Origin of the sequence: Pseudomonas palleroniana, from assembly GCF_003031675.1 — a bacterium.
Taxonomy (GTDB): Bacteria; Pseudomonadota; Gammaproteobacteria; order Pseudomonadales; family Pseudomonadaceae; genus Aquipseudomonas; species Aquipseudomonas palleroniana.
On the sequence record NZ_PYWX01000001.1, the window covers coordinates 21,911 to 41,159 of the forward strand.

Below are 19,249 nucleotides of genomic sequence, written 5' to 3' on the forward strand. Positions count from 1 at the left end.
GCGTCCCATGTCGAGCAAAGATGAGGCGCCCAGCGATCTGATTCGCGCGCGGGACGTCGGCGGGTTCGATATCTGGTCGTTGCCCAGTTTCGATCCGCATGTACCGGAACCCGAGCCTGAGCCGGTCGAAGAGCCCCCCGTGCAAATGGAAGAAGTGCCGCTGGAGGAAGTCCAGCCACTGACGCTCGAAGAGTTGGAGGCCATCCGCCAGGAAGCCTACAACGAGGGCTTCGCGGCGGGGGAAAAAGACGGTTTTCGCAGTACCACTCTCAAAGTTCGCCAGGAAGCCGAGGCGGCGCTGAGTGTCCAGCTCGCCAGCCTGGAGCGCTTGATGAGCAGCCTGTTCGACCCGATCGCCGAGCAGGATTCCCAGCTTGAAAAAGCCATGGTCCGCCTGGTGGAGCACATGACCCGCCAAGTGATCCAGCGCGAACTGGTGCTCGACTCCAGCCATATCGAAAGCGTAATGCGCGAAGCCCTCAAGCTGCTGCCGTTGGGCGTCGGCAATGTGCGGCTGTACATCAACCCGCAGGATTTCGAGCAGGTCAAAGCCTTGCGCGAGCGCCATGAAGAAACCTGGCGCATCGTTGAAGACGCGACGTTGCAGCCTGGCGGTTGCCGGGTCGAGACTGAGCACAGCCGCATCGACGCGACGGTGGAAACCCGTATCACCCAGATCATGGCCAAGCTCTTCGATCAACTCCATGAGCAGGCCCTGCATCCGGCCGAACCTGACCTGAGCGTAGACCTGGACACCCCTGATGCGCCTTGATCGCACCAGCTTCGCCAAGCGCCTGGGCAGCTACGCCGAGGCCACCGAGTTGCCCGGCCAGCCGATCCTCGAAGGGCGCCTGTTGCGCATGGTGGGCCTGACCCTCGAAGCCGAGGGCCTGCGCGCCGCCATGGGCAGCCGCTGCATGGTGATCAACGACGACAGCTACCACCCGGTGCAAGTCGAAGCGGAAGTCATGGGGTTCTCCGGCAGCAAGATTTTCCTGATGCCGGTCGGCAGCCTGGCGGGCATTGCCCCGGGCGCCCGCGTGGTGCCGCTGGCTGACACCGGGCGCTTGCCGATGGGCATGGGCATGCTCGGTCGCGTGCTCGATGGCGCCGGACGCGCCCTGGACGGCAAGGGCGGCATGAAGGCCGAAGACTGGGTGCCGATGGATGGCCCCACCATCAACCCGCTCAATCGCAACCCCATCAGCGTGCCGCTGGACGTGGGCATTCGCAGCATCAACGGTTTATTGACGGTCGGCCGCGGCCAGCGTCTGGGCCTGTTCGCCGGTACGGGGGTGGGTAAGTCGGTCCTGCTGGGCATGATGACGCGCTTTACCGAGGCCGACATTATCGTGGTCGGGTTGATCGGCGAGCGGGGCCGCGAGGTGAAGGAGTTCATCGAGCACAGCCTGGGTGAAGAGGGCCTCAAGCGCTCGGTGGTCGTGGCGTCTCCAGCGGATGATGCGCCCTTGATGCGTCTGCGTGCCGCCATGTATTGCACACGCATCGCCGAGTATTTTCGCGACAAGGGCAAGAACGTCCTGTTGCTGATGGATTCGCTCACTCGTTTCGCCCAGGCCCAGCGGGAAATCGCCCTGGCCATCGGCGAGCCGCCAGCCACCAAGGGTTATCCGCCGTCGGTGTTCGCCAAGCTGCCCAAGCTGGTCGAGCGTGCCGGTAACGCCGAGGCGGGCGGTGGTTCGATCACCGCGTTCTATACCGTGTTGTCCGAAGGCGATGACCAGCAGGACCCGATCGCCGACTCGGCGCGAGGCGTGCTCGACGGCCACATCGTGCTGTCGCGGCGCCTGGCGGAGGAGGGGCACTACCCGGCCATCGACATCGAAGCCTCGATCAGCCGGGTGATGCCGGCGGTGGTCACGCCGGAGCACATGGCCCGCGCGCAGCATTTCAAGCAGTTGTGGTCGCGCTATCAACAGAGCCGCGACCTGATCAGCGTCGGCGCCTATGTGGCCGGCGGGGATCGCGAGACCGACCTGGCGATCGCCCTGCAACCGCAGTTGGTGACCTACCTGCGCCAGGGGCTCAACGACAAAATCAGCATGGGTGAAAGCGAAGCGCACCTCGGCTCGATCTTCGCCCCGGCGCCAGGCGGCTAAGCCATGGCCAGCACCCGCTCTTCACGCCTGGCGCCGGTGGTGGACATGGCCGAAAAGGCCGAAAAGACCGCCGCCCAGCGCCTGGGCTATTTTCAAGGCCAGGTCCGCCTGGCGGAAAGCAAGCTGGGCGACCTGGAGCGCTTTCGCGGCGAATACCAGCAACAGTGGATCGAGCGCGGCAGCCAGGGGGTGTCCGGCCAGTGGTTGATGGGCTATCAGGGCTTTCTCAACCAGCTGGAGACGGCGGTCGCCCAGCAGCGCCAGAGCCTGGCCTGGCACCAGAACAACCTTGAGAAGGCCCGCGAAAGCTGGCAGCAGGCGTTTGCCCGGGTCGAGGGCCTGCGCAAGCTGGTGCAGCGCTATATCGACGAAGCACGGGCGATTGAGGACAAGCGCGAGCAAAAGTTGCTGGATGAGCTGTCACAACGTCTGCCCCGTCAGTCGCAGTATTAGGTGTGGGGCTGCTCCTGCATTTGCCGAGATCGGGTTCGCCTGCTAAACCTTGTTACACATGGCCAATGACAAGGAAGCAGTCGTATGTCGGTGACATCAGAAGTATCCCTGGATGGGAAGCAGTTGACGATCGCAATCAAGGGCCGATTCGATTTCGGCAGCCACCAGCATTTTCGTGAGGCTTACGAGCGTTTCTACAAGGTCCCCGACGCCTACACCGTCGATCTGAAAGAAGCCACCTACCTGGACAGTTCGGCCTTGGGCATGCTGCTGTTGTTGCGTGATCACGCAGGCGGTGACGACTCGCAGGTCACACTGATCAACTGCAGTCCCGACGTGCGCAAGATCCTCGCCATCTCTAACTTCGACAAGCTGTTCGACATCAATTGAGAGTCCTGGCCCCGATGTCCGAGCCGCTGACTGTCCTGATCGCCGAGGACAGCGATACCGACCGGCTGCTGCTGGCGACTATCTTGCGGCGCCAGGGGCATCACGTGCTCACCGCAGCCAACGGCGAGGAAGCCGTTGAGGTGTTTGCGCGTGAGCGACCTCAACTGGTGTTGATGGACGCGATGATGCCGGTGATGGACGGTTTCCTGGCTGCGCGGTGGATCAAGCAATTGGCGGGGGAAGCGCTGGTCCCCGTGATCTTTCTTACGTCCCTCAGCGAAAGCGCCGACCTGGCCGAGTGCCTGGATGCCGGCGGGGATGATTTTCTGCCCAAACCCTACAACCCACTGATCCTGGCCGCCAAGATCAATGCCATGGACCGTTTGCGGCGCCTGCAGGCCACGGTTCTTCAGCAGCGCGATCAGATCGCCCGGCATCATGAGTACCTGCTGCAAGAGCAGCGGGTGGCCAAGGCGGTGTTCGACAAGGTCGCCCATTCGGGATGCATCAACGCCGCGCCGAACATTCGCTATCTGCAATCACCCTATGCGCTGTTCAATGGCGACCTGTTGCTGGCGGCGTACACGCCGTCTGGCGACATGCACGTGCTGCTCGGCGATTTTACCGGGCATGGCCTGCCTGCCGCCGTGGGTGCCATGCCCCTGGCGGAAGTGTTCTACGGCATGACTGCCAAGGGGTACGAGCTGGTGCAGATCCTGCGGGAGATGAATGCCAAGCTCAAACGCATCCTGCCGGTGGACATGTTCTGCTGCGCCACCCTGTTGTGCCTGAGCGCACAGCGGCGCGTGGTCGAGGTGTGGAATGGCGGCATGCCGGAAGGTTATGTGCATGAGGTCGCGACGGGCAGGCGCACGCCGTTGATGTCACGCCACCTGCCGTTGGGTGTGCTGTCGGTGGAGGCGTTTGATGATCGCGTTGAGGTCTTGCCCATGGCCCTCGGCGACCGGGTGTTTTTGCTCTCCGATGGCGTATTGGATACTGCCGACGCCAACGACCAACTGTTCGGCGCGGAGCGCCTGCAGCAGGTATTCGCCGCCAACCGCGAGCCCGACCGCCTGTTCGAAGAGATTGAACAGGCCCTGGCGGCCTTTCGTGGCGAAGCGCGCGATGATGTCAGCATGGTGGAAATCACCTTGCAGCCCGGCCAGCCGTTGCGTGCGGCCGAGCCCATATACGCCGACAGCAACCAGCCATGCCCCCTGGATTGGTCGGTGAGCTTCGAATTTCGCGCCCAGGCCCTCAAATGCTACAACCCCTTGCCTTACCTGTTGCAGCTGCTGCTGGAGATTCAGGGGCTGCGTGAGCAGAGCGGGGCGCTCTACAGCGTGATGGCCGAGCTGTATTCCAACGCGTTGGAGCACGGCGTGCTGGGCCTGGACTCGCAGCTCAAGCGCGACGCCCAGGGATTCGCCGACTACTACCGTCAGCGCAATGAGCGCCTGGCGCAACTGGACAGCGGTCATGTGCGGGTACATATGCAAGTGATGCCGACCGCCACGGGCGGCAAGCTGATCCTGCGCGTCGAAGACAGTGGCCCAGGCTTCGACGTGGATCAGGTGCTGAAGCGGCCCCTGGATTTGGACCGTCTGTCTGGTCGAGGCTTGAGCCTGGTGCGCCAGCTGAGCAGCGATGTACGCTGGACGGACGGCGGGCGCAGTGTCTGCGTGGAGTTTTGCTGGAAGGCTCTGGCATAATCCGCCGATTCTTGATCAAGGAGCGAGCAAGTGGCTGAGATTCATCTGGACCCTGAAGTGCTGTCGGGTTTGCAGGACGTCATGGAGAGCGAGTACCCCAAGTTGCTCGACACCTTCCTTGACGACTCGCAGAAGCGCGTCGAAGCCCTGCGCAAGGCGCGCGATGACGCCAAGGCGCTGGGGCGAATCGCCCATAGTTTCAAGGGCAGCAGCGGCAACCTCGGGGCGGTACGGTTGGCGCAGCTGTGCCAGCGGCTGGAAGTGGAGTCGGTTGGGGCGACGGCGGACCTGGGGGCGCTGGTGGATCAGATTGACCGTGAGTTTGCTCTGGTTCGGCCTATGTATGAGTCGGAGAAGCAGCGGTTTGGGCTTTAGCTGTTAAAGAAGCGTAAGTCGACGTCCTGCGCAGGCACAGACACAAACCTGGCCCGACTCTTGCTCTACCTCCTGGCACAGCATCCCCGACCCCTGTGCAGTGGAGACCTTTACCTATGCCAGTCGCCCCCAACTCGCTCCTCCAGGCTGCCCCCGCAGCCAAGCCTCAAGCGCCCGCCGCTACACCTGTGGCAGCTGCTGCGGCCCCGCAGGACAAGGGCCCTGGCTTTGCTCAAGTGTTCGCCAGCCAAGGTTCGAAGCCGTCGGTGAAGAGCGGTGACACCCCGACCCAATCCACCCGTGACAAGCCTTCGGTGAGCAGCGCCTCGTCGGTGGATAGCAACGACAAGCCTGCCGCCAGCAAGCCAGCGGTTGCCGATAGCGGCAATCTCTTGCCTGCCAACCCGCCGGCCAAGTCCGATGACAGCGCCGGCAGTGACGACGCCAAGCCCACCGACCCGTCCCTGGTCCAGCAACCTCCTGTTGACCCCGTGGTCGACCCGGCGGTGATTGCCGCCGTCACACCGGTGGTAGCTGTGCCTGTTCCTGTGGAAACCCCGGCCCCTGCTGCCGCGGCCAAGGATGACAAGGCCCAGCCGGTGGTTGCCGCACCCGTCGCGGCGACGGATGACACCCCGCAGCCGGCGTTCGATCCGTCGGCCGACCCACTGGACTCGATGCCGACCGTGCGTTTGGCAATGGAGCAGGGCGGGCACGTGTCGGCCGGCAGCCAGGCGCCGCAGAAAACCCCATCGGCGCCGACCCAGGACCAACCGACCGCTGCGCAGAGTTTCGCGGCCGGCCTGGCGACAATGGTCGATCAACAGGCCACCAAGGACAGCACCGATGGCGGTGACAAAGCCTTCAGCGGGCTGATCGACAGTGGCCTCAAGGATTTGAAAGAGGCCAGCAGTGATACCCGCGTCGATGACTTCGCCAACCGCCTGGCCGCGCTGACCCAGGCCGCCACGCCGAAAACGGCTAACGCCTTGCCGCCGGTGGCCAATGCGCCGCTGGCCATGCACCAGAGCGGCTGGACCGAAGAAGTGGTCAATCGCGTGATGTACCTGTCCAGCGCCGGCCTCAAGTCGGCCGAGATCCAATTGCAGCCGGCAGAGCTGGGGCGCCTGGATATCAAGGTCAACATGACGCCGGACCAACAGGCTCAGGTCCAGTTCATGAGCGGCCATGCCGTGGTGCGCGAGGCCCTGGAAAGCCAGTCCGGACGTTTGCGGGAGATGTTTGCCCAGCAGGGCATGGGGCAGGTGGACGTCAACGTTTCCGACCAGTCCCGTGGCCAGGAGCAGCAGCAACAAGCTCAGGCTCAGGCCGGCTTGAGTGGCAGTGGCAGGCGCGGGGACAGCGGCGAGAGTAGTGGGCACATCGACGTGGCTGAAACAGCGGCGCCCGTCATTTCCAGCGTGATCGGGTCCAGCGCGGTTGATTACTACGCCTGATTCGTAACCAACTGTGGGAGGGGCTTGCTCCCACTTTGATGTGCTGGGCCTGCATGGCAGACAACTCTGGCATAACACTTGCTCTTGCCTTTCCGTAGATCTATGAATCCCCGAATAGTGACGGATTATTGGCATGGCGAAGAGCGACGACGCAGCAACTCCACCCGCAGGCAAAGGCAAGCTCAAGCTGATCCTGGTGATTGTGCTGGGCCTGCTCCTGGCCATTGGCGCCTCTGTTGGCGGCACGTGGTACATCATGCACAGCAGTGCCAGCAAACCGGCCCCCGCCGCCGAAACCGCCACTAACGTCAAGCAACCGGCAATCTTCGAGCCGATGCTTCCGGCCTTTGTCGCCAACTTCAATCAGAACGGTCATCAACGCTACCTGCAGGTGAGCATCACCTTGCTGGCGCGTAACCAGGCAGATCTGGACGCCCTCAAGGTGCATATGCCGGTGATCCGCAACAACCTGGTGATGCTGTTCTCCGGGCAGAGCTTCGACACCCTGGCCACCCCTGTGGGCCAGGAAATGCTGCGTCAGAAGGTCACTGCCAGTGTGCAGGAAGTGGCCCAGAAAGAGCTCGGCAAAGTCGTGGTCGAGCAGGCGCTCTTCACTAACTTCGTATTGCAGTAGGATCACGACATGGCCGTGCAAGACCTGCTGTCCCAGGATGAAATCGATGCGCTGTTGCATGGCGTCGACGATGGTCTGGTACAGACCGACATGGCTGCCGAGCCCGGCAGCATCAAAAGCTACGACCTGACCAGCCAGGATCGCATCGTCCGTGGACGCATGCCGACCCTGGAAATGATCAATGAGCGTTTCGCCCGCTACACTCGTATCAGCATGTTCAACATGCTGCGCCGCTCGGCGGATGTGGCGGTGGGCGGCGTGCAGGTGATGAAGTTCGGCGAGTACGTGCACTCGCTGTACGTGCCCACCAGCCTCAACCTGGTCAAGATCAAGCCGTTGCGCGGCACCGCGTTGTTCATCCTTGACGCCAAATTGGTGTTCAAGTTGGTGGATAACTTCTTCGGTGGCGACGGCCGTCATGCCAAGATCGAGGGCCGTGAATTCACCCCGACTGAATTGCGTGTGGTGCGCATGGTGCTGGAGCAAGCCTTCATCGACTTGAAGGAAGCCTGGCAGGCGATCATGGAAGTCAATTTCGAGTACATCAACTCGGAAGTGAACCCGGCCATGGCCAACATCGTCGGCCCCAGCGAGGCCATTGTGGTCTCCACTTTCCACATCGAACTCGATGGCGGTGGCGGCGACCTGCACGTGACCATGCCGTATTCGATGATCGAGCCGGTGCGTGAAATGCTCGACGCCGGTTTCCAGTCCGACCTGGACGACCAGGACGAGCGTTGGGTCAAGGCCCTGCGCGAAGACCTGCTGGATGTCGACGTGCCGCTGAACGCCACCGTCGCCCGTCGCCAGTTGCGTCTGCGCGACATTTTGCACATGCAGCCGGGGGACGTCATTCCTGTGGATTTGCCCGAAGAAATGATCATGCGGGCCAATGGCGTGCCGTCGTTCAAGGTCAAGCTCGGTTCCCACAAGGGCAACCTGGCGTTGCAAGTGATCGAACCGATCAACCGCCGCTGACCCGCCCTAATTTATTGATGAATGTTTGCTTCGCCGAGGACATGTAATGGCTACCGAACACGAAAACACTTCCGCCGAAGACCAGGCTCTGGCTGACGAATGGGCGGCAGCCCTGGAAGAGACCGGCGATGTAGGCCAGGACGATATCGACGCGCTGCTGGCCGCCGACGCCGCCAGCTCGTCCGCCGGCACTCGCCTGCCCATGGAAGAATTTGGCAGCCTGCCGAAAAACAACAACCCGGTGAGCCTCGACGGGCCAAACCTGGACGTGATCCTCGACATCCCGGTGTCGATTTCCATGGAAGTGGGCAGTACCGAAATCAACATCCGCAACCTGTTGCAGCTCAACCAGGGTTCGGTGATCGAGCTCGACCGCCTGGCCGGTGAGCCGCTGGACGTGCTGGTCAACGGCACCTTGATTGCCCACGGCGAAGTGGTGGTGGTCAACGAGAAGTTCGGTATCCGCCTGACCGACGTGATCAGCCCGAGCGAACGCATCAAGAAGTTGCGCTGATATGAAGTCTTCGATGGCGGGACTGTTACTGGCGCTGCCATTGAGCGCCCTGGCGGCGGAGCCGGTCGCGCAAGTGGCGGCGGCTCCCGTGGTCAGCAGTGGCATCGGCGGCCAGTTGACCCAGTTGGTGCTGGGGTTGTTGCTGGTGGTCGGCTTGATTTTCGTGCTGGCCTGGTTGATGCGCCGCGTGCAGCGCATCGGCCCGGGCAATGGTCAGGTCATCGAGATGATCGGCTCGCGGGCCCTCGGCCCGCGTGATCGCCTGGTGCTGGTACAGGTCGGCGAGGAGCAGATTCTGCTGGGTATCACACCGGGCCGCATCGCTGCGCTGCATGTGCTCAAGAAGCCGGTGGAAGCGGCCAAGACCGAGGCCGCCACGCCAGAATTCGCCCAGCGCCTGATGGAGTTGCTGGGCAAGGATCAGAAGGATAAGAAGTAATGCGCGTTTTATTGACGCTCATGCTGTTGCTGGCTGCGCCATTGGCGTGGGCCGCCGACCCGTTGTCGATCCCGGCAATCACGCTGGGCACCAACGCCGCCGGGGCGCAGGAATATTCGGTCAGCCTGCAGATCCTGCTGATCATGACCGCGCTGAGTTTTATCCCGGCGTTTGTCATGCTGATGACCAGCTTCACGCGGATCATCATTGTCTTCTCGATCCTGCGCCAGGCCCTGGGCCTGCAGCAGACGCCGTCGAACCAGATCCTCACCGGCATGGCCTTGTTCTTGACGCTGTTCATCATGGCACCGGTGTTCGACAAGGTGAACCAGCAAGCCCTGCAACCGTACCTGGCGGAAAAGCTCACCGCCCAGGACGCGATCGACAAGGCCCAGGGGCCGATCAAGGACTTCATGCTCTCGCAGACCCGCTCCAGCGACCTTGAGCTGTTCATGCGTTTGTCCAAGCGTACCGACATCGCCACCCCGGATCAGGCCCCGTTGACCATCCTGGTGCCGGCGTTCGTCACGTCCGAATTGAAGACCGCGTTCCAGATCGGCTTCATGATCTTCATCCCGTTCCTGATCATCGACCTGGTGGTAGCGAGTGTGTTGATGGCCATGGGGATGATGATGCTGTCGCCGCTGATCATCTCGTTGCCGTTCAAGATCATGCTGTTTGTGCTGGTGGACGGCTGGGCGCTGATTATCGGCACCTTGGCCGGCAGTTTCGGAGGGGTATAGCGCATGACTCCAGAAGTTGCGGTCGACCTGTTCCGTGAAGCGCTGTGGCTGACCACCATGATGGTCGCCGTGCTGGTGGTGCCGAGCCTGTTGGTCGGCCTGCTGGTGGCGATGTTCCAGGCCGCGACCCAGATCAACGAACAGACCTTGAGCTTCCTGCCGCGCCTGCTGGTGATGCTGGTCACCCTGATTGTCGCCGGCCCGTGGCTGGTGCGCACTTTCATGGAATACATCCTGCAGTTGTACGGCAGTATTCCGCAGTTGATCGGCTGACCTGCCCATGCAATCCGTGTTGGCTTTGACCGACACCCAGATCAGTACCTGGGTGGCGTCTTTCATCTTGCCGATGTTTCGCGTGACGGCGGTGCTGATGACCATGCCGGTGTTCGGCACCACCTTGGTCCCGCGACGTATCCGCCTGTATTTCGCCGTTGCCATTACCGTGGTGATTGTCCCCGGGCTGCCGCCGATGCCGCCGGTGAATGCCCTGGACCTCAGCGCGTTGTTGCTGATTGCCGAGCAGATCCTGATCGGCGCATTGCTGGGCTTTTCGCTGACCCTGTTCTTCCAGGCGTTTGTGATCGCCGGGCAAATTATCTCGATCCAGATGGGCATGGGCTTCGCGTCCATGGTCGACCCCACCAACGGCGTGTCGGCAGCGGTGATCGGGCAGTTCCTGACCATGCTGGTGACGTTGCTGTTCCTGTCGATGAATGGCCATCTGGTGGTGTTCGAGGTCATGACTGAGAGCTTCACCACCTTGCCGGTGGGCTCGGGGTTGGTGGTCAACCATTTCTGGGAGTTGGTCGGTCGCCTGACTTGGGTGCTGGGCGCTTCGCTGTTGCTGGTGCTGCCGGCAATCACCGCGCTGCTGGTGGTCAACATCGCGTTTGGAGTGATGACCCGTGCGGCGCCGCAGTTGAATATCTTCTCGATCGGTTTCCCCCTGACCCTGGTGCTGGGCATGGGGATTTTCTGGGTCGGCATGGCTGACATTCTCAATCAGTATCAACCGCTGGCGACCGACGCCTTGCAGTTTTTACGTGATCTGGCACGGGCGCGCTGAGCCATGGCCGAGAGCGAGAGTGGTCAGGACAAAACAGAAGACCCCACGGAGAAACGTAAGAAGGAATCCCGGGAAAAGGGCGAGATTGCCCGCTCCAAAGAGCTCAATACACTCGCCGTGATGCTGGCCGGCGCCGGTGGCCTGTTGATCTACGGCGGCGGCCTGGCGCTGGACCTGATGGAGCTGATGAAGCTCAACTTCGCCTTGCCCCGTGAGGTGTTGCTGAGCCCCGGCGCCATGGGCCTGTACCTGCTGCACTCGGGCAAGATCGCCCTGCTGGCGGTGCAGCCGGTGCTGATCACGCTGCTGCTGGCGGCGTTGATCGGTCCGGTGTCCTTGGGTGGCTGGTTGTTTGCCGCCGGCAGCATGGCGCCCAAGTTCAGCCGGATGAACCCGGGGCCGGGGCTCAAGCGTATGTTTTCCGGCAAGGCACTGGTTGAGTTGCTCAAGGCGCTGGCCAAATTCATCCTGATTCTGTTCGTGGCGCTGACGGTGTTGTCGTCCGATATCGACGACTTGCTGCGCATCGCCCACGAGCCGTTGGAGTCAGCCATCATCCACAGCGTACAAGTGGTGGGCTGGAGTGCGCTGTGGATGGCCTGCGGGCTGATCATCATTGCGGCGGTGGATGCGCCGATCCAGCTGTGGGAAAGCCACAAGAAACTGCTGATGACCAAGCAGGAAGTGCGCGACGAGCACAAGGACCAGGAAGGACGCCCCGAGGTCAAACAGCGTATCCGGCAACTGCAACGCGAAATGTCCCAGCGCAAGATGATGGCGGCGGTGCCCGATGCCGATGTGGTCATCACCAACCCGACTCACTACGCCGTGGCGCTCAAGTACGACCCGGAGAAGGGCGGCGCGCCGATGCTGCTGGCCAAGGGCAGCGACTTCACGGCCCTGAAAATCCGCGAAATCGCCGTGGCCAACGACATTCTGCTGCTGGAGTCGCCGGCGCTTGCGCGGTCGATCTTCTATTCCACCGATCTCGATCAAGAGATTCCTGCCGGGTTGTACCTGGCCGTGGCCCAGGTGCTGGCGTATGTCTATCAGATCCGCCAATACCGAGCGGGCAAGGGCAAGCGTCCAGATCCCCTCAAGGACTTGCCGATTCCGCCGGAATTGCGTCGGGATTCCTGAAAGCCACGCTAGTTCGCCAAACCTTGACGGAAGGAGCGGGCTGCATACCACTCGTCGTGAATGCCCGCTACCTGTCAACTTTGACAGTAGTCAGCAAAGCCCCCTCGCGGTTCTATTGCCTCAAGCACTGCGCACAGGCTGTAAACGAGATGCAGGGAGAATGGTTTTGAAACTACTCAGAGGCAAGGTCAAATCTTATGACCCGCACTCCGGAAAAGGTTTGATTGCCCTGAAAGGTGAGGACGACGTGAAAGTGGATCTCATCGGTTCGCGCTGCATTCGGCTCGCGGTGGGCCAGCACGTGGAGTTTCAGGGGATACACCGACCCGACGGTATTTATGCAGTCGGCGTCAGGGTTATCCCGCGAGTTCTTGAGTGATAAGTCAGGAGAACGGTGATGGCAACAGGCACTGTGAAATGGTTTAACGCGGAAAAAGGCTTCGGCTTTATCACTCCGGAGGGTGGCGGGGCTGACGTTTTTGTCCACTATTCCGCGATTCGAGGTGAAGGATTCAAAACCGTTGGCGAAGGTGAAAAAGTGGAGTTTGAAATAACCCAGGGGCAAAAAGGCCCCCAGGCGGAAGACGTGCGCCCCGCGTAAATCCGGCAACATGCCCTCGCTGAGGGCGATCTGTCCCTTGAAGCAAAAGTTGGAAGGCTTCTTGCAACCCGGCCTGCAGGACGCCTCCCGGCGTCAAAACTTTGCTTCAAGGGACACGAGGAATACCGGTGGATCGCTCTCAAATGCTCAGCACGGCCCGTGGCACCCTGACTGACCTCTCGCGGGGCAATCTGGGTGTGCCATTGTTGTTGCTGGTGATGCTGGCAATGATGATGTTGCCGATGCCGCCGTTCTTGCTGGACGTGTTCTTCACTTTCAACATTGCCCTGTCGGTCGTGGTGCTGCTGGTGTGCGTCTACGCCCTGCGGCCCCTGGACTTCGCGGTTTTCCCCACCATCCTGCTGGTTGCCACGCTGTTGCGCCTGGCACTGAACGTGGCGTCTACCCGGGTGGTGATGCTGCACGGCCAGGACGGTCACGCCGCCGCCGGTAAGGTGATTCAGGCCTTCGGTGAGGTGGTGATCGGCGGTAACTACGTGGTCGGTATCGTCGTGTTCGCGATCCTGATGATCATCAACTTCGTGGTGGTGACCAAGGGTGCCGGACGAATTTCCGAGGTGAGCGCGCGGTTTACCCTCGATGCAATGCCTGGCAAACAGATGGCCATCGACGCCGACCTCAACGCCGGTCTGATCGACCAGGGCCAGGCCAAGGCGCGCCGTGCGGAAGTCGCCCAGGAAGCCGAGTTTTACGGTTCCATGGACGGTGCCAGCAAATTCGTGCGCGGTGACGCCATTGCCGGCTTGCTGATTCTGTTCATCAACCTGATCGGCGGCATGGCGGTCGGTATCTTCCAGCACGGCATGACGTTTGGTGATGCGGGCAAGGTCTACGCCTTGCTGACCATTGGTGACGGTTTAGTGGCGCAATTGCCATCACTGTTGTTATCTACAGCCGCAGCCATCATGGTCACCCGTGCTTCGGGTTCCGAAGACATGGGCAAGCAGATCAGCCGCCAGATGTTCGCCTCGCCGAAGGCGCTGGCGGTGGCGGCAGCGATTATGGCGATCATGGGCATCGTGCCGGGTATGCCGCATGTGTCGTTCCTCAGCATGGCGGCCATGGCGGCCGGCGCTGCCTACCTGTTCTGGCGCAAGCAGAACCAGGTGAAGGTCCTGGCTCAGCAGGAAATCGCCCGTCAGCAGGAACTGTTGCCATCGCCCGCCCGTGCCCAGGAAACCAAGGAGCTTGGCTGGGACGACGTGACCCCGATCGACATGATCGGCCTGGAAGTGGGCTACCGCCTGATCCCTCTGGTGGACCGTAACCAGGGCGGCCAGTTGCTTGCGCGCATCAAGGGGGTCCGCAAGAAGTTGTCTCAGGACCTGGGCTTCCTGATGCCGACCGTACACATCCGCGACAACCTCGACCTGGCCCCCAGTGCCTATCGCCTGACCCTGATGGGTGTGATCCTGGCCGAAGCCGAGATCTACCCGGACCGCGAACTGGCGATCAACCCCGGCCAGGTGTTCGGTACGCTCAATGGCATTACCGCCAAAGATCCGGCTTTCGGCCTGGATGCGGTGTGGGTCGAAGTCAGCCAGCGCAGCCAGGCGCAATCCCTGGGATATACGGTGGTGGACGCCAGCACGGTGGTCGCCACCCACCTTAACCAGATTCTGTACAAGCACTCCCATGAGCTGATCGGCCATGAGGAAGTCCAGCAATTGATGGGGTTGCTGGCCAAAGCCTCGCCAAAACTGGCCGAAGAGCTGGTGCCGGGGGTGCTGTCGCTGTCGCAGTTGCTCAAAGTGCTGCAGGCGTTGCTCGCCGAGCAAGTGCCGGTGCGCGACATTCGCAGCATCGCGGAAGCCATCGCCAACAATGCCGCCAAGAGTCAAGATACTGCCGCTCTGGTGGCCGCCGTACGCGTCGGCTTGTCCCGTGCCATCGTGCAAAGCATTGTAGGCATTGAGTCTGAGCTGCCTGTGATCACCTTGGAACCCAGGTTGGAACAAATATTGCTCAATAGTATCCAGAAGGCCGGACAAGGCCAGGAAGAGGGCGTTCTGCTGGAACCGAGCATGGCTGAAAAGCTCCAGCGTTCGTTGATCGAAGCGGCGCAGCGCCAGGAAATGGCGGGCCATCCGGTGATTCTGCTGGTGGCGGGGCCGGTTCGAGCGATGTTGTCGCGGTTCGGACGCCTGGCAGTACCGAATTTGCACGTTTTGGCTTATCAGGAAATTCCTGACAACAAGCAAGTGACTATCGTCGCGACAGTAGGGCCCAACGGCTGAGGGTAGTGGGTTATGCAAGTTAAGCGTTTTTTCGCCGCCGATATGCGTCAGGCCATGAAACTGGTCCGTGATGAGCTGGGCGCCGATGCCGCGATTATCGGTAACCGTCGCATTGCCGGCGGTGTCGAGCTGACGGCTGCCCTGGATTACACCCCCCAGGCGTTGGCGCCGCGCGTGCCGAACATGGAACTCGAAGACGAGTTGCGCAAGACCGCCTCGCGCATTGTGTCGGCCCAGGCCGAGCTGAGCATGCGTGGCGACAGCGACGCTAGCACCAATCGCCAATTGTTCGCCGGCCTGCCGCTGACGGCCGCCGAGCCGCTGGTCGAGCCGACCTTCGTTGAACCGCCACGTCCCGCAGCGCCGGCTCCGACGGCTGCGGTCGACCAGCGCGTGTTCGACTCGATGCGCTCTGAACTCAATGGCCTGCGTGAACTGCTCGAAGTGCAGTTGGGTTCGTTGGCCTGGACACAGTTGCAAGGCAGCAAGCCGCACCAGGCCAACCTGTGGCGTCGCTTGCAGCGTATCGGCCTGTCCGGCCCGCTGTCCCGCGACCTGCTGGCGCTGACCACCGAGGTCGAAGAGCCCCGCCAGGCGTGGCGCATGTTGCTGGCCCACTTGGCCCGCATGATCGTCACCCCGGAGCTCGAACCGCTGGAAGAGGGTGGCGTGATCGCCATGGTCGGCCCGGCCGGCATGGGCAAGACCACCACCCTGGCCAAGCTGGCCGCCCGGTATGTGCTCAAGTACGGCGCGTCGAGTATCGCGCTGGTGAGCATGGACAGTTATCGTATCGGCGCCCAGGAACAGCTCAAGACCCTGGGGCGCATCCTCAATGTGCCGGTGACCCACGTCGACCCGGGCCAGTCCCTGGCCAATGCCCTTGACCCGCTGTTGCGCAAGCGCGTGGTGTTGATCGACACCGCCGGCCTGCAAGCCAGCGATCCGGCGCTGCGCATGCAGCTGGAAAGCCTGGCCGGGCGTGGCATCAAGGCGAAAAATTACCTGGTGCTTGCAACCACCAGCCAGAAACAGGTTCTTACCGCTGCGTACCACAGCTACAAACGTTGCGGCCTGGCGGGTTGCATCCTCACCAAACTAGACGAAACTGCAAACTTGGGTGAGGTGTTGAGCCTGGCTATCGGTCATGAATTACCGGTTGCCTACCTGACCGATGGCCCGCGGATTCCAGATGATTTGCATCTGCCGCGTCGTCATCAGTTGGTCAGCCGTGCTGTCAGCGTGCAAATGCAAGAAGAGCCTAGCGAGGAAGCGATGGCTGATATGTTCGCCGACCTTTACCACAACCCGGCAAAACGGGTGGGGTGAGGCAGGATGAGCACTGTGAAATGTATCTACATTGATGGTCTGCAAGCGATTCACGCGACCAAGCCGTGTAGCCTGCGTCTAAGCAAGACAAGGTAAAGAAATAAAATGGGCAGCATGCATCCTGTACAGGTGATCGCGGTGACCGGCGGCAAAGGTGGCGTCGGGAAAACTAACGTGTCGGTGAATTTGTCCCTGGCCCTGGCAGAACTTGGCCGTCGCGTCATGCTGCTGGATGCTGACCTGGGCCTGGCGAACGTGGACGTTCTGCTGGGGCTGACACCCAAACACACCCTCGCCGATGTGATCGAGGGCCGTTGCGAGCTGCGCGATGTGCTGCTGCAAGGCCCCGGAGGCATTCGTATCGTGCCTGCCGCCTCGGGCACCCAGAGCATGGTGCACCTGAGCCCGGCGCAGCACGCCGGCCTGATCCAGGCGTTCAGCGATATCGGCGACAACCTCGATGTGCTGGTGATCGACACCGCCGCCGGGATCGGCGAATCCGTGGTCAGCTTCGTGCGCGCCGCGCAGGAAGTATTGCTGGTGGTCTGCGACGAACCCACCTCGATCACCGACGCCTATGCTCTGATCAAACTGCTTAACCGTGACTACGGCATGAACCGCTTCCGCGTGCTGGCCAACATGGCCCAAAGCCCGCAGGAAGGCCGGAATCTGTTCGCCAAGTTGACCAAGGTCACGGACCGTTTTCTCGATGTCGCCTTACAATACGTTGGCGCAGTTCCCTATGACGAGTGTGTGCGCAAGGCCGTGCAAAAGCAGCGTGCGGTCTATGAAGCGTTCCCTCGTTCCAAATGCGCGTTGGCGTTCAAGGCTATTGCCCAGAAGGTCGATACCTGGCCGTTGCCTGCCAACCCGCGGGGGCATCTGGAGTTTTTCGTCGAGCGATTGGTGCATCAGACGAGCGCAGGACCGGTGCTATGACAGCCAGCGGCTATAACCTTTACAAGAAATCGGCACGTGACAGCCAGGGCGAATTGATCGAGCGTTATGCGCCCTTGGTCAAGCGCATTGCCTACCACTTGCTGGCGCGCCTGCCGGCCAGTGTGCAGGTGGAAGACCTGATCCAGGCCGGCATGATCGGCTTGCTCGAAGTGTCGACCAAATATGACGCGAGCAAGGGTGCGAGTTTCGAGACGTATGCGGGTATCCGTATCCGTGGCGCGATGCTCGATGAGGTCCGTAAAGGGGATTGGGCGCCGCGTTCGGTACACCGCAACACGCGAATGGTCAGTGATGCCATTCGCGCAATTGAAGCAAAAACCGGTCGTGACGCTAAAGATCATGAAGTTGCGGCCGAACTCCAATTGAGTCTCGATGATTATTACGGGATTTTGAACGATACCTTGGGCAGCCGCCTGTTCAGTTTCGACGACCTGTTGCAGGACGGCGAACACGAAGGGCTGCACGAGGACGGCGCGAGTGCACATCTCGAACCGTCGCGTGACCTGGAAGATGAGCGTTTCCAGAGGGCGTTGGCGGACGCGATTGCCAATTTGCCGGAGCGTGAGCGACTGGTGTTGGCGCTGTACTACGACGAAGAGCTGAACCTCAAGGAAATCGGTGAGGTCCTGGGGGTCAGCGAATCGCGTGTCAGCCAGCTGCATAGCCAGTGCGCAGCCCGCTTGCGGGGGCGGTTGGGGGAGTGGCGCGCGCGCTGACAGGCAGTGTGGGGACACTGTAGACGCGCCGCGAAAGTCGAAGGCTTTTGCGGGGTCGTGCCGTGGTGCCCTGGGCAGTCCTTTGTTGTGTAACGCCTGTTGATTGAAATGGCGCGTCCAGGTGCTGGGCGCGTTTAAGACTGCTTGGAGGTCGAATTGGACAAGAACATGAAAATCCTCATCGTTGATGACTTCTCAACGATGCGGCGGATCATAAAAAATCTGTTGCGTGACCTTGGGTTCACCAACACGGTCGAGGCGGATGACGGCCTTACGGCGATCCCGATCCTCAACAGTGGGAGCATCGACTTCCTGGTAACAGACTGGAACATGCCGGGCATGACCGGTATCGACTTGTTGCGCCACGTGCGCGCCGACGAAAAATTGCGCAGCCTTCCCGTGTTGATGGTGACCGCCGAAGCCAAGCGTGAACAGATCATCGAAGCCGCCCAGGCCGGGGTCAACGGTTACGTGGTCAAGCCATTCACTGCACAGGCGTTGAAAGAGAAGATCGAAAAAATCTTCGAGCGCATCCACGGCTAACGCCATCGCAGGGGGAGCTATGGAGCATACAGAATCATCACAGAAAGACTTTGAGTCGACTCTGAAAAAACATGCCCACCAGTTGGTCGAAAGCCTGGAAAAAGGCCAGTTCGGCGACGCGGTGCAGTTGATCCATGAGCTCAATCAGACGCGTGACCGCGGCCTGTATCAGGAAGTGGGCAAGCTGACACGTGAGCTGCACAGTGCGATCGTCAATTTTCAGATTGACCCGCACATGCCCCAGGCCGAAGAAATTTCGCAAATCACCGATGCCACCGAACGCTTGTCCTATGTGGTCAGGCTGACTGAGGCGGCGGCCAACCGCACCATGGACCTGGTGGAAAACGCCACGCCGCTGGTCAACGGCATGGCCAACGAAGCCCAGGCCCTCAGCGTTGACTGGGGCCGCTTCATGCGCCGCGAAGTAGGCGCCGAAGAGTTTCGTGAATTGGCGCGTCGGGTTGAAGGTTTCCTGTCGCGCAGTGAGCAGGACAACCGTACGGTTTCCAGCAACCTCAACGACATTTTGCTGGCCCAGGATTACCAGGACCTCACCGGTCAAGTGATCAAGCGTGTGACCCAGTTGGTCACCGAAGTGGAAAGCAACCTGCTCAAATTGGTGCTGATGGCCGGCCAGGTCGACCGCTTTGCCGGTATCGAACATGACCGCGCAGCGATCCTTTCGGAAAAAGATCCACAAAAACATCTCGCCAAGGGTGAAGGTCCGCAGATTCATGCCGATAAACGTGAAGACGTTGTGTCAGGTCAGGATGACGTAGATGACCTGTTATCCAGTTTAGGCTTCTAAGGAGCACCCA

22 protein-coding genes are annotated in these 19,249 nt (G+C 61.2%); all 22 read left to right on the forward strand.

Features of this window, described 5'->3' with window-relative positions; genetic code table 11:
- Positions 1 to 7 precede the first annotated feature (7 nt).
- The 22 genes from fliH to C9383_RS00210 all read left to right on the forward strand — a co-directional run bounded on the left by fliH (position 8) and on the right by C9383_RS00210 (position 19,239).
- Complete coding sequence (gene fliH / locus C9383_RS00100) at positions 8 to 772, forward strand: flagellar assembly protein FliH (RefSeq protein ID WP_090369524.1); 765 nt, start codon at positions 8 to 10, stop codon at positions 770 to 772.
- Complete coding sequence (gene fliI, locus C9383_RS00105) at positions 762 to 2,120, forward strand: flagellar protein export ATPase FliI (protein ID WP_060756037.1); 1,359 nt, start codon at positions 762 to 764, stop codon at positions 2,118 to 2,120. The genes fliH and fliI overlap by 11 nt, the downstream gene beginning before the upstream one ends.
- A gap of 3 nt (positions 2,121 to 2,123) precedes the next feature.
- A complete protein-coding gene (gene fliJ, locus C9383_RS00110; RefSeq protein ID WP_060756036.1) occupies positions 2,124 to 2,573 on the forward strand; it encodes a flagellar export protein FliJ in 450 nt (149 codons plus the stop codon).
- An 84-nt stretch (positions 2,574 to 2,657) separates the two neighbouring features.
- Positions 2,658 to 2,963: an STAS domain-containing protein gene (locus tag C9383_RS00115; RefSeq protein WP_060756035.1), complete on the forward strand. Its 306-nt coding sequence runs from the start codon at positions 2,658 to 2,660 to the stop codon at positions 2,961 to 2,963.
- Positions 2,960 to 4,678: an ATP-binding SpoIIE family protein phosphatase gene (locus C9383_RS00120; protein WP_090369526.1), complete on the forward strand. Its 1,719-nt coding sequence runs from the start codon at positions 2,960 to 2,962 to the stop codon at positions 4,676 to 4,678. Before C9383_RS00115 ends, C9383_RS00120 begins: the two co-directional genes overlap by 4 nt.
- A gap of 30 nt (positions 4,679 to 4,708) precedes the next feature.
- Positions 4,709 to 5,053: an Hpt domain-containing protein gene (locus tag C9383_RS00125; protein WP_060756033.1), complete on the forward strand. Its 345-nt coding sequence runs from the start codon at positions 4,709 to 4,711 to the stop codon at positions 5,051 to 5,053.
- Positions 5,054 to 5,169: 116 nt separating this feature from the next.
- Positions 5,170 to 6,510 (forward strand): flagellar hook-length control protein FliK, encoded by a 1,341-nt coding sequence (locus C9383_RS00130; protein ID WP_090369528.1) that lies wholly within the window; start codon positions 5,170 to 5,172, stop codon positions 6,508 to 6,510.
- A 133-nt stretch (positions 6,511 to 6,643) separates the two neighbouring features.
- Positions 6,644 to 7,144: a flagellar basal body-associated protein FliL gene (fliL, locus tag C9383_RS00135; protein WP_060756031.1), complete on the forward strand. Its 501-nt coding sequence runs from the start codon at positions 6,644 to 6,646 to the stop codon at positions 7,142 to 7,144.
- A 9-nt stretch (positions 7,145 to 7,153) separates the two neighbouring features.
- Positions 7,154 to 8,122 carry a flagellar motor switch protein FliM gene (fliM, locus tag C9383_RS00140; RefSeq protein ID WP_090369530.1) on the forward strand — a complete coding sequence of 323 codons (969 nt, stop codon included), beginning with the start codon at positions 7,154 to 7,156 and terminating at the stop codon, positions 8,120 to 8,122.
- Positions 8,123 to 8,168: 46 nt separating this feature from the next.
- Positions 8,169 to 8,636: a flagellar motor switch protein FliN gene (gene fliN, locus C9383_RS00145; RefSeq protein ID WP_060756029.1), complete on the forward strand. Its 468-nt coding sequence runs from the start codon at positions 8,169 to 8,171 to the stop codon at positions 8,634 to 8,636.
- A gap of 1 nt (position 8,637) precedes the next feature.
- Positions 8,638 to 9,075, forward strand: a complete 438-nt coding sequence (gene fliO / locus C9383_RS00150; protein ID WP_090369532.1) for a flagellar biosynthetic protein FliO — start codon at positions 8,638 to 8,640, stop codon at positions 9,073 to 9,075.
- On the forward strand, positions 9,075 to 9,818 hold the full coding sequence (gene fliP, locus C9383_RS00155; RefSeq protein WP_060756027.1) for a flagellar type III secretion system pore protein FliP: 744 nt from the start codon (positions 9,075 to 9,077) through the stop codon (positions 9,816 to 9,818). The genes fliO and fliP overlap by 1 nt, the downstream gene beginning before the upstream one ends.
- 3 nt (positions 9,819 to 9,821) lie before the next feature.
- A complete protein-coding gene (gene fliQ / locus C9383_RS00160) occupies positions 9,822 to 10,091 on the forward strand; it encodes a flagellar biosynthesis protein FliQ (protein ID WP_060756026.1) in 270 nt (89 codons plus the stop codon).
- 7 nt (positions 10,092 to 10,098) lie between these two features.
- Positions 10,099 to 10,884 carry a flagellar biosynthetic protein FliR gene (gene fliR / locus C9383_RS00165; RefSeq protein ID WP_060756025.1) on the forward strand — a complete coding sequence of 262 codons (786 nt, stop codon included), beginning with the start codon at positions 10,099 to 10,101 and terminating at the stop codon, positions 10,882 to 10,884.
- Between the two features lie 3 nt (positions 10,885 to 10,887).
- Positions 10,888 to 12,024 carry a flagellar biosynthesis protein FlhB gene (gene flhB, locus C9383_RS00170; protein ID WP_060756024.1) on the forward strand — a complete coding sequence of 379 codons (1,137 nt, stop codon included), beginning with the start codon at positions 10,888 to 10,890 and terminating at the stop codon, positions 12,022 to 12,024.
- Between the two features lie 397 nt (positions 12,025 to 12,421).
- Positions 12,422 to 12,625, forward strand: a complete 204-nt coding sequence (locus C9383_RS00180; RefSeq protein ID WP_060756022.1) for a cold-shock protein — start codon at positions 12,422 to 12,424, stop codon at positions 12,623 to 12,625.
- Positions 12,626 to 12,768: 143 nt separating this feature from the next.
- Positions 12,769 to 14,883, forward strand: a complete 2,115-nt coding sequence (gene flhA / locus C9383_RS00185) for a flagellar biosynthesis protein FlhA (RefSeq protein WP_218580543.1) — start codon at positions 12,769 to 12,771, stop codon at positions 14,881 to 14,883.
- 12 nt (positions 14,884 to 14,895) lie between these two features.
- Positions 14,896 to 16,212, forward strand: a complete 1,317-nt coding sequence (gene flhF / locus C9383_RS00190; RefSeq protein WP_090369534.1) for a flagellar biosynthesis GTPase FlhF — start codon at positions 14,896 to 14,898, stop codon at positions 16,210 to 16,212.
- 105 nt (positions 16,213 to 16,317) lie between these two features.
- Positions 16,318 to 17,151, forward strand: coding sequence for a flagellar synthesis regulator FleN (gene fleN, locus C9383_RS00195; RefSeq protein ID WP_003192912.1), 834 nt, complete (start codon positions 16,318 to 16,320; stop codon positions 17,149 to 17,151).
- Entirely contained in the window at positions 17,148 to 17,888 is a 741-nt protein-coding gene (gene fliA, locus C9383_RS00200; protein WP_060756019.1) for an RNA polymerase sigma factor FliA, read from the forward strand. The genes fleN and fliA overlap by 4 nt, the downstream gene beginning before the upstream one ends.
- A gap of 168 nt (positions 17,889 to 18,056) precedes the next feature.
- A complete protein-coding gene (locus C9383_RS00205; protein WP_160385018.1) occupies positions 18,057 to 18,431 on the forward strand; it encodes a chemotaxis response regulator CheY in 375 nt (124 codons plus the stop codon).
- A 19-nt stretch (positions 18,432 to 18,450) separates the two neighbouring features.
- Complete coding sequence (locus C9383_RS00210; RefSeq protein ID WP_060756018.1) at positions 18,451 to 19,239, forward strand: protein phosphatase CheZ; 789 nt, start codon at positions 18,451 to 18,453, stop codon at positions 19,237 to 19,239.
- Positions 19,240 to 19,249: the final 10 nt, after the last annotated feature.